Source organism: Bradyrhizobium niftali (genome assembly GCF_004571025.1).
GTDB classification, from domain to species: Bacteria; Pseudomonadota; Alphaproteobacteria; order Rhizobiales; family Xanthobacteraceae; genus Bradyrhizobium; species Bradyrhizobium niftali.
Genome location: NZ_SPQT01000015.1, coordinates 17,172 through 33,144, shown reverse-complemented (window position 1 = coordinate 33,144; position 15,973 = coordinate 17,172). Strand labels below are relative to the sequence as shown.

13 protein-coding genes and 1 other RNA gene are annotated in these 15,973 nt (G+C 65.9%); 6 read left to right on the top strand and 8 right to left on the bottom strand.

Annotation, left to right across the window (positions count from 1 at the left end; all coding sequences use genetic code 11):
• Window positions 1-2 precede the first annotated feature (2 nt).
• The gene (locus E4K65_RS24215; protein ID WP_135176290.1) at window positions 3-3,155 is read left to right on the top strand and encodes a multidrug efflux RND transporter permease subunit; all 3,153 of its coding nucleotides are present in this window, start codon (window positions 3-5) and stop codon (window positions 3,153-3,155) included.
• A 138-nt stretch (window positions 3,156-3,293) separates the two neighbouring features.
• Here E4K65_RS24215 and E4K65_RS24210 read toward each other — a convergent pair whose 3' ends face one another.
• The 8 genes from E4K65_RS24210 to tkt form a co-directional block, all read right to left on the bottom strand.
• Window positions 3,294-4,079 carry an inositol monophosphatase family protein gene (locus tag E4K65_RS24210; protein ID WP_135176289.1) on the bottom strand — a complete coding sequence of 262 codons (786 nt, stop codon included), beginning with the start codon at window positions 4,077-4,079 and terminating at the stop codon, window positions 3,294-3,296.
• 98 nt (window positions 4,080-4,177) lie between these two features.
• Window positions 4,178-5,242, bottom strand: coding sequence for a tetratricopeptide repeat protein (locus tag E4K65_RS24205; protein ID WP_135176288.1), 1,065 nt, complete (start codon window positions 5,240-5,242; stop codon window positions 4,178-4,180).
• An 8-nt stretch (window positions 5,243-5,250) separates the two neighbouring features.
• Window positions 5,251-5,937, bottom strand: a complete 687-nt coding sequence (locus E4K65_RS24200; RefSeq protein WP_135176287.1) for a thiamine phosphate synthase — start codon at window positions 5,935-5,937, stop codon at window positions 5,251-5,253.
• Window positions 5,938-5,940: 3 nt separating this feature from the next.
• A complete protein-coding gene (locus E4K65_RS24195) occupies window positions 5,941-6,981 on the bottom strand; it encodes a class I fructose-bisphosphate aldolase (RefSeq protein WP_135176286.1) in 1,041 nt (346 codons plus the stop codon).
• 301 nt (window positions 6,982-7,282) lie between these two features.
• Window positions 7,283-8,350: a class II fructose-bisphosphate aldolase gene (gene fba / locus E4K65_RS24190; protein WP_092186765.1), complete on the bottom strand. Its 1,068-nt coding sequence runs from the start codon at window positions 8,348-8,350 to the stop codon at window positions 7,283-7,285.
• A 55-nt stretch (window positions 8,351-8,405) separates the two neighbouring features.
• Window positions 8,406-9,602: a phosphoglycerate kinase gene (locus tag E4K65_RS24185; protein WP_135176285.1), complete on the bottom strand. Its 1,197-nt coding sequence runs from the start codon at window positions 9,600-9,602 to the stop codon at window positions 8,406-8,408.
• A gap of 142 nt (window positions 9,603-9,744) precedes the next feature.
• Window positions 9,745-10,752 carry a type I glyceraldehyde-3-phosphate dehydrogenase gene (gene gap / locus E4K65_RS24180; protein ID WP_135176284.1) on the bottom strand — a complete coding sequence of 336 codons (1,008 nt, stop codon included), beginning with the start codon at window positions 10,750-10,752 and terminating at the stop codon, window positions 9,745-9,747.
• Window positions 10,753-10,901: 149 nt separating this feature from the next.
• Entirely contained in the window at window positions 10,902-12,917 is a 2,016-nt protein-coding gene (tkt, locus tag E4K65_RS24175; RefSeq protein ID WP_135176283.1) for a transketolase, read from the bottom strand.
• A 366-nt stretch (window positions 12,918-13,283) separates the two neighbouring features.
• Here tkt and E4K65_RS24170 point away from each other — a divergent pair, with 366 nt between their 5' ends.
• From E4K65_RS24170 to E4K65_RS24150, 5 genes are all read left to right on the top strand, one after another.
• Entirely contained in the window at window positions 13,284-13,604 is a 321-nt protein-coding gene (locus tag E4K65_RS24170; RefSeq protein ID WP_020608063.1) for a DUF4164 domain-containing protein, read from the top strand.
• Window positions 13,601-13,984 (top strand): cell division protein ZapA, encoded by a 384-nt coding sequence (locus tag E4K65_RS24165; protein ID WP_027544175.1) that lies wholly within the window; start codon window positions 13,601-13,603, stop codon window positions 13,982-13,984. The genes E4K65_RS24170 and E4K65_RS24165 overlap by 4 nt, the downstream gene beginning before the upstream one ends.
• A 217-nt stretch (window positions 13,985-14,201) precedes the next feature.
• Window positions 14,202-14,362, top strand: a non-coding RNA gene (gene ssrS, locus E4K65_RS24160) — 6S RNA.
• Window positions 14,363-14,571: 209 nt separating this feature from the next.
• Window positions 14,572-15,168: a 5-formyltetrahydrofolate cyclo-ligase gene (locus E4K65_RS24155; RefSeq protein ID WP_027544174.1), complete on the top strand. Its 597-nt coding sequence runs from the start codon at window positions 14,572-14,574 to the stop codon at window positions 15,166-15,168.
• Entirely contained in the window at window positions 15,146-15,973 is an 828-nt protein-coding gene (locus tag E4K65_RS24150; protein ID WP_167771094.1) for a TIGR00282 family metallophosphoesterase, read from the top strand. The genes E4K65_RS24155 and E4K65_RS24150 overlap by 23 nt, the downstream gene beginning before the upstream one ends.

Here is a 15,973-nt window from a genome sequence, read left to right as displayed (position 1 = left end):
CCATGCCGAGTTTCTTCATCGACAGGCCGATCTTCGCCTGGGTGGTCGCGCTTTTCATCTGCCTGATCGGCGCGATCTCGGTGCCGCTGTTGCCGATCGCGCAATATCCGATCATCGCGCCGCCCTCGATCTCGATCTCGACCAGCTATCCCGGCGCCTCGCCGGAAAACCTCTACAACAGCGTCACGCGCCTGATCGAGGAGGAGCTCAACGGCGCCTCCGGCATTCTCAATTTCGAATCCACCAGCGACTCGCTCGGCCAGGTCGAGATCATCGCCAATTTCGTGCCGGGCACCGATACCAGCGCGGCGTCCGTCGAGGTGCAGAACCGCATCAAGCGCGTCGAGGCGCGCCTGCCGCGCGCGGTGATCCAGCAGGGCATTCTGATCGAGGAAGCCTCGAGCGCGGTGCTCCAGATCATCACGCTGAACTCGACCGACGGCAGCCTCGACGAGGTCGGCCTCGGCGACTTCATGATCCGCAACGTGCTCGGCGAGATCCGCCGCATCCCCGGCGTCGGCCGCGCCACGCTCTATTCGACCGAGCGCAGCTTGCGCGTCTGGGTCGATCCGGCCAAGCTCGTCGGCTATGGACTGACCGCCGACGACGTCAACAAGGCGATATCGGCGCAGAATGCGCAGGTCGCCTCGGGCAGCATCGGGGCCGAGCCGTCGACGTCGACCCAGCGCACCTCCTCGCTGGTGCTGGTCAAGGGCCAGCTCTCCTCGCCCGACGAATTCGGCGCCATCATCCTGCGCGCCAATGCCGACGGTTCGACCGTGCGCCTGCGCGACGTCGCGCGCATCGAGGTCGGCGGCCTCAGCTACCAGTTCAACACCCGCCTCGACGGCAAGCCGACCGCGGGCCTCTCCGTGCTGATGTCGCCGACCGGCAATGCGCTGGCGACCGCGAGCGCGGTCGAAGAGAAGATGAAGGAGCTGTCGCGCTTCTTCCCGGCCAACATCTCCTACGAGATCCCCTACAACATCACGCCCGTGGTCGAGGCCTCGATCAAGAAGGTGCTGTCGACGCTGGTCGAAGCGGTGGTGCTGGTGTTCGTGGTGATGTTCCTGTTCCTCCAGAACATCCGCTACACCATCATTCCGACCATCGTGGTGCCGGTGGCGCTTCTGGGCGCCTGCACCACGCTGCTGCTCGCCGGCTATTCCATCAACATGCTCTCGATGTTCGGCATGGTGCTCGCGGTCGGCATCCTCGTCGACGACGCCATCGTCGTGGTCGAGAACGTCGAGCGCATCATGAGCGAGGAGGGGCTGCCGCCGAAGGAGGCGACGCGCAAGGCGATGTCGCAGATATCCGGCGCCATCATAGGCATCACGCTGGTGCTGATGGCGGTGTTCGTGCCGATGGCGTTCTTCCCGGGCTCGGTCGGCATCATCTACCGCCAGTTCTCGGTGACCATGGTGGCCGCGATCGGCTTCTCCGCCTTCCTCGCGCTGTCGCTGACGCCGGCGCTGTGCGCGACCCTGCTCAAGCCCGTCGCGGCCGGCCACGGCCATGCGAAGAAGGGCGTGTTCGGCTGGTTCAACCGCATGCTCGAAGGCGGCAGGGAAGGCTATTCCCGCACCGTCGGCTTCTCGCTGAAGCGCACCGGCCGCCTCATGCTGGTCTATGTCGCGCTGCTGGTCGGCCTGTCCTGGGCCTTCGTCAACCTGCCCGGCGGCTTCCTGCCTGTCGACGACCAGGGCTTCGTCACCACCGACGTGCAGACGCCGTCGGACTCGTCCTACCCCCGCACCGAAGCCGTGATCGAGAAGGTCGAAAAATATCTGGCGCAGCGGCCCGGCGTCGACAACGTGACCTTCCTCACCGGCTTCAGCTTCTCCGGTCAGGGCATGAACACCGCGCAGGCCTTCATTACCTTGAAGGACTGGTCCGAGCGCGGGCCGAAGGATTCGGCCGCCGCGATCGTCGCCGACATCAACCGGGATCTGTCGTCGTCGATCCGCGACGCGAAGATCTCGGCGCTGCAGCCGCCGCCGATCGACAATCTCGGCAACTCCTCGGGCTTCTCGTTCCGTCTCCAGGACCGCGGCCAGAAGGGCTATCCGGCCCTGATGCGCGCCGCAGACCAGCTGATCGCGGAGGCCAATGCCAGTGCGGTGCTGCAGAAGGTCTATGTCGAGGGTCTGCCCGAGGCCGGCGTGGTCAATCTCGTGATCGACCGCGAGAAGGCCGGCGCCTTCGGCGTCACCTTCGAGGACATCAACAACACGATCTCGACCAATCTCGGCTCGAACTACATCAACGACTTCCCCAACCGCGGCCGCATGCAGCGCGTCGTGGTGCAGGCCGACGCCCGCGACCGCATGCGCACCGAGGACATCCTCAACTACAACGTCAAGAACAGCCGCGGCCAGCTCGTGCCGTTCTCGTCCTTCACCACGGTGGAATGGGCGCGCGGCCCGACGCAGATCGCCGGCTTCAACTATTATCCGGCGGTGCGCATCTCCGGCGAAGCCAGGCCCGGCTTCACCTCGGGCGACGCCATCGCCGAGATGGAGCGCCTCGCCGGCAAATTGCCGCGCGGCTTCGGCTATGAATGGACCGGCCAGTCACTCCAGGAGAAGCTGTCGGGCTCGCAGGCGCCGTTCCTGCTGGCGCTGTCGGTGTTCGTGGTGTTCCTGTGCCTCGCCGCGCTCTACGAAAGCTGGACGATTCCGCTCGCGGTGCTGCTCACCGTGCCGCTCGGCATCGTCGGCGCGGTGATCGCGGCGATGCTGCGGGGGCTGCCCAACGACGTCTATTTCACCGTCGGCCTGATCACCATCATCGGCCTCGCCGCGAAGGACGCGATCCTGATCATCGAGTTCGCCAAGGACCTGCGCAAGGAAGGCAAGCCGCTGGTGGACGCCACCATCGAGGCCTGCCGCCTGCGCTTCCGCCCGATCCTGATGACCGGCCTTGCCTTCATCTGCGGCGTGCTGCCGATGGCCATCGCCCACGGCGCCGGCGGCGCCAGCCAGCAAGCGCTCGGCAGCATCGTGATGGGCGGCATGATCGCGGTGGTGATTTTGGCGCTGCTGATGGTGCCGGTGTTCTTCGTCTCGGTGCAGCGCGTACTGGCGGGTGATCGGGAGACGGTGGCGGAGGAAGGCGAGGCCTACGGGCCGCCGGCGCCGGTGAAGCCATAAGGCACGCTGTCATGCCCGCGAAGGCGGGCATCCAGTACGCCGCGGCCTCTCCGTATCCCACGAACGTCTCTGGAATACTGGATCATCCGCTTTCGCGGATGATGACAGCGGAGTGCGAGGCGAGGCCTTGGCCTTCGCTTACTTCCGCAAAACCTTCACCAATTCCCCGTGCACGAACTCATTGCCGCACACGACGTGCCCGGTCACCAGCGGATCGCCCGGCGTCGCGATGTCGCTCACCGTTCCGCCTGCCTCGCGCACCATGATCATGCCGGCGGCGATGTCCCAGGACTGGAGATCGCGCTCCCAGTAGCCGTCGAGGCGGCCGGCGGCGACGAAGGCGAGGTCGAGGGAGGCGGCACCGAAGCGGCGCAGGCCCGCGACGCGGTCCTGGATCGCGGTCATCTCGCGGCGGAATTCCTCGTGGTCGCCGCGGCCGATATGGGGCAGGCCGCAGGCCACCACGCATTCGTTGAGCTGGCGGCGGCCGGCCACGCGCAGGCGCTGGTCGTTGAGGAAGGCACCCTTGCCGCGCTCGGCGATGTAGAGCTCGTCATTGGCGGGGTTGTAGATCACGCCGGCGATCACCGTGCCCTCGCGTACGAGGCCGATCGAAATGGCGAATTGCGGGATGCCGTGCAGGAAGTTGGTGGTGCCGTCGAGGGGATCGACGATCCAGGTGTGGCTCTTGTCGGTGCCCTCGCGGGTGCCGCCCTCTTCGCCGATGAAGCCGTAGCCGGGCCGGGCCTTGGCGAGGTCCTGGTAGAGGATCTCCTCGGCGCGCTTGTCGGCGAGCGAGACGAAATTGGCCGGCCCCTTCAGCGAGACCTGGAGATGCTCGATCTCGCCGAGATCGCGCTTGAGGCTGCGGCCGGCGCGGCGCGCGGCCTTGACCATGACGTTGATAGTTGCGGAATACAGCATGAGCTTCCGGTCTTGATCGGGGGAAATGGCGCGAAAACGCGCCTGTTTGGGGGATTGGGTGCCCTGTGAGGGAGCTAACGTCAAGTCATTGCGTCAAGTCATTTGGTCCCGAGCCATTTCCTGGCGGCGGCCTCCGCCTTGGCCCGGTCCTCGGCCGGCAGATCGGACAATTGCTTGTCGAGCTCCGGATCGCCCTTGCCGGCGGTCTTCGCCACCAGGTGCCATTTGAACCCCTCGACCTTGTCCACGGACGTGCCCATGCCGTTGATCAGCACCCAGGCCAGTCGGTTCTGCGCGATCGCGCTGCCCTGGCGGGACGCCTTGCGGAGCAACGCGACAGCCGCCGGTTGGTTCTTCGGCGTGCCGGTGCCGTTGAACAGCGCTATGGCATATTCGACCTCGGCATCGACATTGTCGGTCAGCGAGGCCGCCTGGAGCAGCCGCACCGCCCTTTCGGGGTCCTTCGGCACGCCGGTGCCTTCCTTGTAGAAGGTCGCCAGCGCGTATTGCGCCTCGGGCAGGCCGGCATCGGCGGCCTGGCGCAGCAGCTCGGCGGAACGCTTGACGTCCTGCGGCAGGGTCTGGCCGTCGAGATAGAGCAGAGCGAGGTTATAGGCCGCCTTGGGCTCGCCGAGCTTGGCGGCGGAGGCCATCAGCTTCACCGCCTCGCCCTTGTCGACGGGGCCGCCGCGGCCGGAGATGCGCAGCATGGCGAGTGCAAACATCGCCTCGCGGTCGCCGGCGTCCGCAGCGCGCTTGTACCATTCCAGCGCCTTGGCGTAGTCGCGGCGGATGCCCATGGCGTTGGAGTAGAGCTCGCCGAGCATTGTCATCGCCTTGGGATCGCCGGCCTGCGCGCGGGCGGTGGCGAGCTCGAACGCGGTCTTGTACTGGCCGCGCTGATAGGCGCCATACACCAGGTCGACATTGGAATTGTCGGTCGGAGGCGCCGGGATCACGGTCGCGGGCAGCGCCGGCTTGGGCGAGGCAGACGGCTTAGGCGCCGGCGCGGCCTCCTTCTTCTTGGCGGGCGCGGGTGGCTTGGCTTTCTGCTTTTCGGCGGGCGGGCTCGGCGTTGTGGCCGGCGGCGTGATCTGGAGTTGCGCGGCCGCGGGCGCTGTGAGCAGCAGCGTGGCCAGGATGGTGATGCGCGGGAGCTTCATGTCGGGCGCTAGCCGTGCTCGCCCGCAGGATTTTGGCTTGCAGGCGCGGTCGCATGGGCCTTCTTGATCGCAGCGTCGGCCTCGATCAGCGCGGCCTTGGCCCCGCGCGGATCGGCCCAGATGAACTCGCCGACCAGCACGAAATCGGCGCCGCTGGCGGCGAAGTCGTAGGCCTCTTCCAGCGAGGTCGCAAAGCCGACGCAGGGCGGCTCGAACAGCTCGGCCCACCAGTCCAGCCGCTCGGCAATCGCCTGGGACGACGGCCGCTGGCCCTTCGCGTCGGGCTCGCCGAACAGCAAATAGTCCGCGCCCATCTCGCCCGCATCCATGGAATGGTGCCGCGTCGTCAGCCCGCCGACGCCGGCGATGCGATCGGGCTTGAGCGATGGCAGGGCCTCTTTCAGCGCGGCGATGCCGGGCAGGTGCGCGCCGTCGGCGCCACCGCGCGCGACCAGTTCGGCATGGCCGTCGATCAGCAGTGCGGCGCCGGCCTTCTGGACCGGCGGCGCGAGTGCCTTGATCCACGAGATCATGGTGCGCTGGTCGGTCTCCTTCAGCCGCACCAGCACGGCCGCGACGTCGGCCGAGGCGAGCAGGCCCGGCAGTTCGGCGACGAGCGAAGCCGGGTCATCGACGACAGGCGTCGCGAGATATAGGCGCGGCGCCGGGCGCGGCGGAGGCGATTTGTTCGACAAGGTCTAGGCCGCTTTCTTTTCCAGGCTGCTTTGCCATTCGCCCTTGGAGGCGAGGCCGTTCATTCGTGCACGATGGCTGAAGGCGCGCTGGCCGGCCGCGACGTTCTCGGCCTTGCCCGACCAGGCCTTCTGCGGCGCGGCCTGCAGCGCGCGGCCGTAGGAGAAGGTCAGGCCCCAGGGCAGCGGGCCGAGCTTGTGCATGGCGTTGAGATGCGCCGTTGCCTCTTCGTCGGACTGGCCGCCGGAGAGGAAGGCGATGCCGGGCACGGCGGCCGGCACGCAGGCCTTGAGCAGCCGTATCGTCTTCTCCGCGACGTCCTCGACGGAGGCCTGCTTCGCGCACTTCTTGCCTGAGATCGCCATGTTCGGTTTCAGTACCATGCCTTCGAGCGCGACGCGCTGCACGCGCAATTCCTGGAAGGTCTTGTTGAGCACGCGCTGGGTTACTTCATAGCAGCGGTCGATGTCGTGGTCGCCGTCCATCAGCACCTCCGGCTCGACGATCGGCACGATCTGCGCGGCCTGGCACAGCGCGGCATAGCGCGCCAGCGCGTGGGCGTTGACGCCGATCGCGGTCATCGAGGGGATGCCCCGGCCGTCAGTGCCGCTGCCGATGTCGATCACTGCGCGCCATTTGGCAAAGCGCGCGCCGCGCTCGTAATACTTCTTCAGCCGTTCGGCGAGCTTGTCGAGCCCGACGGTGACAAGTTCGCCCGGGCACATCGGCAGGGCTTGCGTGCCTTCGTCGACCTTGATGCCGGGGATGGCGCCGCTACTCTCGATCAGCTTCACCAGCGGCGTGCCGTCCTTCGCATCCTGCCAGATCGTCTCGTCATAGAGGATCACGCCGGAGATGTACTGGCTCATGGCTTCCCTGGATCGGAACAGCATCTCGCGGTAGTCGCGGCGGTTTGATTCCGTCGATTCCACGCCGATCGCGTCGAAGCGCTTCTTGATGGTGCCGGAGGATTCGTCGGCGGCAAGAATGCCCTTGCCGGGCGCGACCATGGCGGTCGCGATCCTGTTGAGCTCAGTCAGATTCATCGAGAGGTCCTCCCAAAACGATTCTGCCCTTGCCCGTGAAAATAGACCGTTCTCGGGCAATTGCCGAGTTAACGTTCGTCGCAGGGTAAAGGGGCGGGAGGGAATGTCGTGCCGCAAGAAAGGTCGTCATTCCGGGATGCGCCGGAAGGCGCAGGCCCGGAATCCATAACCCCAGGCTGTGGTTATGGATTCCGGGCTCGCCGCTTTGCGGCGCCCCGGAATGACGGAGAGGGCGTGTACTGGATCACGCCACCGCGCGATCGCTACGCGACGCGGGGATCGTTACGCGACGCGGGGATCGCTACGCGACCCGGGGGTTGAGCTCGCCCTTGGCGTAGCGCTTGGCCATCTCGGCGGTGGTCAGGACCTTCTTGATCTTGGAGGCCTGCCCTGCGGTGTTGAACTCCTGGAGCCGCTGCTTGCACAGCTTGGTCATCGCTTCCATCGCCGGCTTCAGGTACTTGCGCGGGTCGAACTCTTCCGGATTGTCCTTCAGCACCTTCCGGATCTGGCCGGTCATCGCCATGCGGTTGTCGGTGTCGATGTTGATCTTGCGCACGCCGTTCTTGATGCCGCGCTGGATCTCGGCGACCGGCACGCCCCAGGTCGGCTTCATCTTGCCGCCATAGGTGTTGATGATGTCCTGGAGGTCCTGCGGCACCGAGGACGAGCCGTGCATGACGAGATGCGTGTTCGGCAGCTTGCGGTGGATCTCCTCGATCACGTTCATGGCGAGGATGTCGCCGTCCGGCTTGCGGGTAAATTTGTAAGCACCGTGAGACGTCCCCATCGCGATCGCGAGCGCGTCGACCCTGGTCTCCTGGACGAACTTCACGGCCTCGTCCGGATTGGTCAGGAGCTGGTCGTGGCTCAGCTTGCCTTCGGCGCCGTGGCCGTCTTCCTTGTCGCCCATGCCGGTCTCGAGCGAGCCGAGCACGCCAAGCTCGCCCTCGACGGAGATGCCGCCGAGATGGGCCATGTCGGTCACGGTCTTGGTGACGCCGACATTGTAGCCCCAGTCGCCGGGGGTCTTGCCGTCGGCCTTGAGCGAGCCGTCCATCATCACCGAGGTGAAACCGGCCTGGATCGCGGTCATGCAGGTCGCGGGCTCGTTGCCATGGTCGAGATGCACGCAGACCGGGATGTGCGGATAGATCTCGGTCACCGCGTCCATCATGTGCTTGAGCATGACGTCGTTGGCGTAGGAGCGCGCACCGCGCGAGGCCTGGATGATGACGGGCGCATCGACCTGGTTGGCGGCGTCCATGATCGCCAGCGCCTGTTCCATGTTGTTGATGTTGAAGGCCGGTACGCCGTAATCGTTCTCAGCCGCATGGTCGAGCAATTGACGTAACGTGATCCGAGCCATGTGTCTTTTTCTCCGGTTTGGGCCTTCAGGGCCCCGCTAGCTACTTGTCGACTGACTACTTGACGCGCAGGACCTCGACGCCGGGCAGTGGCTTGCCTTCCATCCATTCAAGAAATGCGCCACCGGCGGTCGAGACATAGGTGAAGTCACCGGCCACATGGGCCTGGTTGAGGGCCGCGACGGTGTCGCCGCCGCCCGCGATCGAGATCAGCTTTTTCGCCCTGGTGCGCTCGGCGGCGTGCTTGGCGGCCGCGACCGTGCCGCGGTCGAACGGCTGCATCTCGAAGGCCCCTAACGGCCCGTTCCAGACCAGCGTCGCCGCATCGTCGATCGCGGCGTGGACGCGCGCGACCGATTGCGGGCCGACGTCGAGGATCATGCCGTCGGCCGGGATCGCATCGAGGCCGTAGGCGTGGGAGGGCGCGTTCGCCGCGAAATGATAGGCAACCGTGGCGTCGACCGGCAGGATGATGGCGCAGTTGGCGGCTTCCGCCTTTTCCATGATCCGCAGCGCGGTCGGCGCGAGATCCTTCTCGGCCAGCGACTTGCCGATTCCGACGCCCTGGGCGTGCAGGAAGGTGTTGGCCATGCCGCCGCCGATCACGAGTGCGTCGACCTTGCTGACGAGGTTTTCGAGCAGGTCGATCTTGGTCGAGACCTTGGCGCCGCCGATGATCGCGATGACCGGCTTGGTCGGCGAGCCCAGCGCCTTCTCCAGCGCATCGAGCTCGGCCTGCATGGTGCGGCCTGCATAGCCCGGCAGCTTGTGGCCGAGGCCCTCGGTCGAGGCGTGGGCGCGGTGCGCGGCCGAGAACGCGTCATTGACCCAGATGTCGCCGAGCTTGGCCAATTCCACGACGAAGGCGGGATCGTTCTTTTCCTCTTCCTTGTGGAAGCGGGTGTTTTCCAGACAGAGGATGTCGCCATCCTCGAGTGCCGCCACGGCCGAGGCCGCGGGCTCGCCGATGCAGTCGTCGGCAAACGCGACCGGCTTCTTCACCACCTTCGACAGCGCCTCGGCGACGGGCTTGAGCGACTCCTTGGCGTCGCGTCCCTTCGGCCGGCCGAAATGCGCGAGCAGGATCACCTTGCCGCCCTTGTCCGAGAGCTCGGCGATGGTCGGCGCGACGCGCTCGAGCCGCGTTGCGTCGCTGACGCGCCCGTTCTCCATGGGCACGTTAAGGTCGACGCGCAGCAGCACGCGTTTGCCCTTCACGTCGACGTCGTCGAGGGTGCGGAATTTGTTTGCCATCGGACACTCTCTTGTCCCGGGCGCACTGCGGCGCGAAGTGCCGCTGTGCCGAACCGGGACCTACGCGGGGTGAGACATGAGTCCCGGCTCTGCGGCGCATCGTGAGGCCACGCTGCGCCGCGTCCGGGACACGAGACCTTGCTTAGATCACCTTCGCGAACGCAACGGCGGTGTCGGCCATGCGGTTCGAGAAGCCCCACTCGTTGTCGTACCAGGACATCACGCGCACCAGCGTGCCGTTCTGCACCTTGGTCTGGTCCTCGTGGAAGGTCGAGGAGTGCGGATCGTGGTTGAAGTCGATCGAGACGTTCGGCGCGTTGGTGTAGCCGAGAATGCCCTTGAGCTGCTGCTCGCTGGCGCGCTTCATCGCCGCGTTGATTTCCTTCACGTCGGTGGCGCGCTTGGCAATGATCTTGAGGTCGACCACCGAGACGTTCGGGGTCGGCACGCGGATCGCGACGCCGTCGAGCTTGCCCTTCAACTCGGGGAGCACGAGACCGATCGCCTTGGCGGCGCCGGTCGAGGTCGGGATCATCGACATCGCCGCCGCACGGCCGCGATAGAGATCCTTGTGCATGGTGTCCAGCGTCGGCTGGTCGCCGGTATAGGCGTGGATCGTGGTCATGAAGCCGGTCTCGATGCCGACGAGATCGTTCAGCACCTTGGCCACCGGCGCGAGGCAGTTGGTGGTGCAGGAACCGTTGGAGACGACCATGTGATCCTTGGTCAGCGTGTCGTGGTTGACGCCGTAGACGATGGTGGCGTCGGCGCCATCGGCGGGCGCGGAGACCAGCACGCGCTTGGCGCCGGCGGTCAGATGCGCGGAGGCCTTGTCCTTCGCGGTGAAGATGCCGGTGCATTCCATCGCGATGTCGACGCCGAGATCCTTCCAGGGCAGCTTCGAGGGATCGCGCTCGGCGGTCACCTTGATCTTGCCATTGCCGAGGCTGATCGAGTCGCCGTCGACGGTGACGGTGCCGGGGAAGCGGCCATGGACGCTGTCGAAACGGAGCAGATGGGCGTTGGTCTCGACCGGGCCGAGGTCGTTGATGCCGACCACCTCGATGTCCTTGCGGCCTGACTCGGCAATCGCCCGCAGGATGTTGCGGCCGATACGACCAAAACCGTTGATTCCAACGCGGACTGCCATCTTTCGTCTCCTTCAATGACCGTTGTCATCCCGCCGGACGCGCGGCTAACGCGTCAGCGAGGGTTTTTTAGGGCGGACGCCCGGTTCGGCCGGGCGGTGCTTGATCATATGGGACGTTACGTAGTCCTTTTTTTTGGCAAGCTCAACTCTCAGGAAACGCGCTTCAGCACGGCGTTAACCGCGGCCTCGGCGGTAATGCCGAAATGCTTGTAAAGGTCCTTCGCCGGCGCGCTCGCGCCGAAGGAGTGCATGCCGACAAATTCGCCATCCTGGCCGATCACGGCATCCCAGCCCCAGCGCACGGCGGCCTCGATTGCGACCTTCACCGGCGCGTTGCCGATGATCTCGGCGCGCTTCGCCTCTGGTTGCGCTAACAACAGCTCGAGCGAGGGCACCGAGACCACCCGTGACGCGATGCCGCGCTCGGCGAGCTGCTTCTGGGCGGCGACCGCGATCTCGACCTCGGAGCCGGAAGCGAACAGCGTCGCCTTGGCTTCGCCCTGCGCCGGAACCAGCTCGTAGGCGCCGGCCGCACAAGGATTGTCGTTCGGCACGGTGGTGCGGAGCTGCGGCAGGTTCTGCCGCGTCAGCGCCAGCACGGTCGGGCCGTCGATGCGGTTGAGCGCGAGCTCCCAGCACTCGGCGACCTCGATCGAGTCGCAGGGACGGAACACGCGCATGTTGGGAATGGCGCGAAGCGCGGCGAGATGCTCGACCGGCTGATGGGTCGGGCCGTCCTCGCCAAGTCCGATGGAGTCGTGCGTCATCACGTAGACGACACCAGTGCCCATCAGCGCGGCAAGGCGCATCGCCGGACGCGCATAGTCGGTGAACACGAGGAAGGTTGCGCCGTTCGGCGCGAAGCCGCCGTGCAGGAAGATGCCGTTCATCGCGGCGGCCATGCCGTGCTCGCGGATGCCGTAATGGATGAAGCGGCCCTTCGGCGTCTTGGCGGAGAAAGCGGTCGCCGACTTCGCCTTGTTGTTGTTGGAGCCGGTGAGGTCGGCCGAGCCTGCGAGGAACTCCATCGGCATCGCGCCGGCAATGACCTCGATCACGGCTTCCGAGGATTTGCGGGTGGCCGCAACCAGCGGCTTTTCCAGCAGCTCCTTCTTGTACGCGCGCACCGCCTTTGCGAGCGAGGCCGGACGCTCGTGGCGCAGGCGGCGCTCGAACTCGGCGCGCTTGCGGCTGCCGAGCTCACCGAGCCGTCCTTCCCATTCCTGGCGGGCCACGGCGCCGCGGCTGCCGGCCGCGCGCCAGGCCTTCAGCACGTCGTCGGGCACCGAGAACGGCTCGAGCGAGATGCCGAGATTTTCCTTGGCGGCCTTGAGCTCCTCGGCGCCGAGCGCTTCGCCATGCACCTTCGACGTGCCGGCCTTGTGCGGCGCGCCGAAGCCGATGGTGGTGCGGCAGGCGATCAGCGTCGGCTTGTTCGACTTCTTGGCGCGGGTGATGGCGTCGGCGATCGCGGCCTGATCTTGGCCGTCGATCTTCTCGGCGGCCCAGCCGGCGGACTTGAAGCGCTTCACCTGGTCGACGGAATCGGCGAGCGAGGTCGGGCCGTCGATCGAGATGCCGTTGTCGTCGTAGAGCACGATCAGCTTGTTGAGCTTCCAGTGCCCGGCCATCGCGATCGCTTCCTGCGATACGCCTTCCATCAGGTCGCCGTCGGAGGCGAGCACGAAGGTGTGGTGGTCGACGATCTTCTTGCCGAACTCGGCGGCGAGCATCTTCTCGGCGAGCGCCATGCCGACCGCGGTCGAGATGCCCTGGCCGAGCGGACCGGTGGTGGTCTCGATGCCCTTGGTGTGGAAGTTCTCGGGGTGGCCAGGCGTCAGCCCGCCGAGCTGGCGGAACTGCTTGAGCTGGTCCAGCGTCATCTCGGCATTGCCGGTGAGATACAGCAGCGAATAGAGCAGCATCGAGCCGTGGCCGGCCGAGAGCACGAAGCGGTCGCGGTCCGGCCAGGCGGGCGCGGCGGCGTCGAATTTCAGGAATTGCGTGAACAGCACCGTGGCGATGTCGGCGGCGCCCATCGGTAGGCCGGGATGACCCGATTTCGCCTTCTCGACAGCGTCCATCGAAAGGCCGCGGATCGCGTTGGCCATACGGGTGTGGTCGACCTGCGTATGGGCCATACGGGTGGCATCGAGCTGCATCATGATGAAAATCCGTCTGGAATGAGGTGCTTGATGGCCGTGTGCGCCGCGCTGGATCGAGCCTGGCGGTCACGGGAGGTTGGGGGCTGGATAGCATCTCGGTTCCGGGAGTCCAAGGCAATCAAACGCCGGTTTGGCCGCAAAAGTTGCGTACGGCCTGATCCGGAAAAGCCGCAGCCGCGGATCATGCAGATCGGGAACCAGCCGGCCGGCATGCCGAGGGCCGATCTATCGGTGCATAGTTTCGCGGCGACGTTGCGATTTGCTAGCTTGCCACGTAAATTTCTGCTTCTAACCGCTTGCCGAACCGAGTCTTTTGCTGGGCGGCAAGCCCCGATGCAAAGGCCACCAAGGTCCGCCGCTGACCGCATGAACGATCGCGTTTCCAACAGTTCCGCCATGACCGAGTCCTCCGCCGTCGAGATCGAGATCGCGACCCGCAGGCTCATGGCGGCGCTCGACGCGCTCGAAAGCGCGGTCGAGCGGCGGCGCGATGCCGATCGCGACGAGAACGAACTCGCTGCGCGAATCCAGGCACTGGGCGCGGACCGCTCGCGGCTTGCCGATGAGCTCGATGGTGCGCTGGTGAAGGCGCGCAAGCTGGAGCGCACCAATCGCGAGATCTCCGACCGGCTGGATTCCGCAATCGTCACGATACGCTCGGTGCTCGATACCGGAGAGGATGGATGAGCCACATCAACGTCACCATCAATGGCCGGCAATACCGCATGGCCTGCGAGGAGGGCCAGGAGGTGCGGCTGCTCAAGCTCGCCGAAAGCCTGGAGACGCGGATTCAGTCACTACGTGGAAAATTCGGCGAGATCGGTGATGCCAGGCTCACGGTGATGGCGGCGCTGACCGTCTGCGACGAACTGGTCGACGCCGGCAACCGCGTCCGCGCCATGGAGCAGGAATTGACCGAGCTGCGGGATTTCCGCAATGCCGCCGTCGAGCGCGCCAGGATGACGCAGAACGCGGTGGTGAATGCGTTGAACGCCGCCGCCGAACGCATCGAGAAATCGACCCAGGTCTTGAACCGGACCGTCGGCAACGGGATCGCGATCGGCTGACCGTTGGCGTCTTCCTTAGTGGCCATCCTTCGAGACGCCCGCTTTTTGCGGGCTCCTCAGGATGAGGTCTTGCTTGCGGGACATCTTGGACCCTCATGGTGAGGAGCCCGCCCCAAGCGGGCGTCTCGAACCATGCAGGCCGAGCATTATCGCCGTATCCCGGCGGCCACGTGGGATCGCTCTGGTGATTCGTCAGTATCGTTGTTACATTGCGCAGGCGAGGCTGCGACGCGCGTCCGGAGCCATATATCCCCGGGGCCTTATCGATCCTTTAGGGAACTGTCCCTGGCCGGGCCCGTGGGCCCGGACATATGGTGCCCACCTACTTTCGTAGGGAACTCCGGGATCGAGTGCTTCAACGGCGTCCGCGGCTTCGCACTTTTGTTTGCTTGGTTTGTGCTTGTCGAAATTGCGTCCCCGACACGCTTGCGGTTCAATCAAAGTCTCGGTGTCATGCCCCGGCTTGACCGGGGCATCCAGTACGCCGCGGCGTCTCGGTTCTTGCAACTGGCGTCTCTGGAATACTGGATCGCCCGCCTTCGCGGGCGATGACGGCAGACGGGCTCTGCCTTCGGGGGAAAGCGCGCATGTCCAATTCCAAAGCCGAACTCCGTGCCAAGGCCCTCGCCAAACGCGACGCGCTGAGCGAGAAGAAGCGCACCGCTGCGGCCACCAAGCTCGCCAAGCGCGGACTGCCGTTCAAGCTGCTGCCGGGCAGCATCGTCTCCGGTTATTCGCCGATCCGCAGCGAGATCGATCCGATGCCGCTCTTGAGGAAGCTCGCCGAGGAGGGCGCAAGGCTGGCGCTGCCTTGCGTCACCGCGCGCGGCCAGTCGCTGGTCTTCCGTATCTTTCATCCGAGCGACCGGCTGATGCTCGGTCCGCTCGGCATTCCCGAGCCGTCGCCGGCCGCCGCCGAAGTGATCCCCGACATCATGCTGACGCCGCTCGCGGCCTTCGACCGCCTCGGCCACCGCATCGGCTACGGTGCGGGGCATTACGATTTCACCTTCGCTCACTTACGCAAGACCAAGCAAATCGTCGGCATCGGTCTTGCCTTTGCCGCGCAGGAGATCGAGGCGGTTCCGGCACTATCCCACGACGTCGCGCTGGATTATGTGCTAACGGAATCGGACGTGTTCGATTTCCGGAGTTCTGAAGTTGCGCATTCTCTTCGTGGGTGATGTCGTCGGTCGTAGCGGCCGCAACGCCATCGCCGAATATCTGCCCGGCATGGTCAAGGACTGGTCGCTCGATTTCGTCGTCGTCAACGGCGAAAATTCCGCCGGCGGCTTCGGCATCACCGAGGCGATCTATCACGAGTTTCTCGATGCCGGCGCCGACGCGGTAACGCTCGGCAATCACTCCTGGGACCAGCGCGAGGCCATGGTGTTCATCGAGCGCGCCGATCGCCTGGTGCGGCCGGCAAACTATCCGCGCGGCACGCCCGGCCGCGGCGCCGCTTTGGTCGAGACCAAGAACGGCAAGCATGCGCTGGTCATCAATGCCTTGGGCCGCGTCTTCATGACCCCGTTCGACGATCCCTTTGCGGCGCTGGAGCGCGAGCTCGGCGCCTGTCCGCTCGGTGTCGCCGCCGATGCCATCGTCGTCGATTTCCATTGCGAGGCGACCAGCGAGAAGCAGGGCATCGGCTTCTTCTGCGACGGCCGCGCCAGCCTCGTCGTCGGCACCCACACCCATGTGCCGACCGCCGATCACCAGATCCTCACCGGCGGCACCGCCTACATGACCGATGCCGGCATGACCGGCGACTACGATTCCATCATCGGCATGCAGAAGGAAGAACCGCTGCGGAGGTTCACGTCGGGGATTCCGTCGGGGCGTTTCGAGCCGGCGGCGGGTGTGGCGACGCTCAGCGGCGTTGCGATCGAGACCGACGATGCAACGGGCCTCGCACTGCGCATCGCGCCGGTGCGCGTGGGCGGCCGGCTGGAGCCGGCGAAGCCCGCATTCTGGATGCATTCCTGA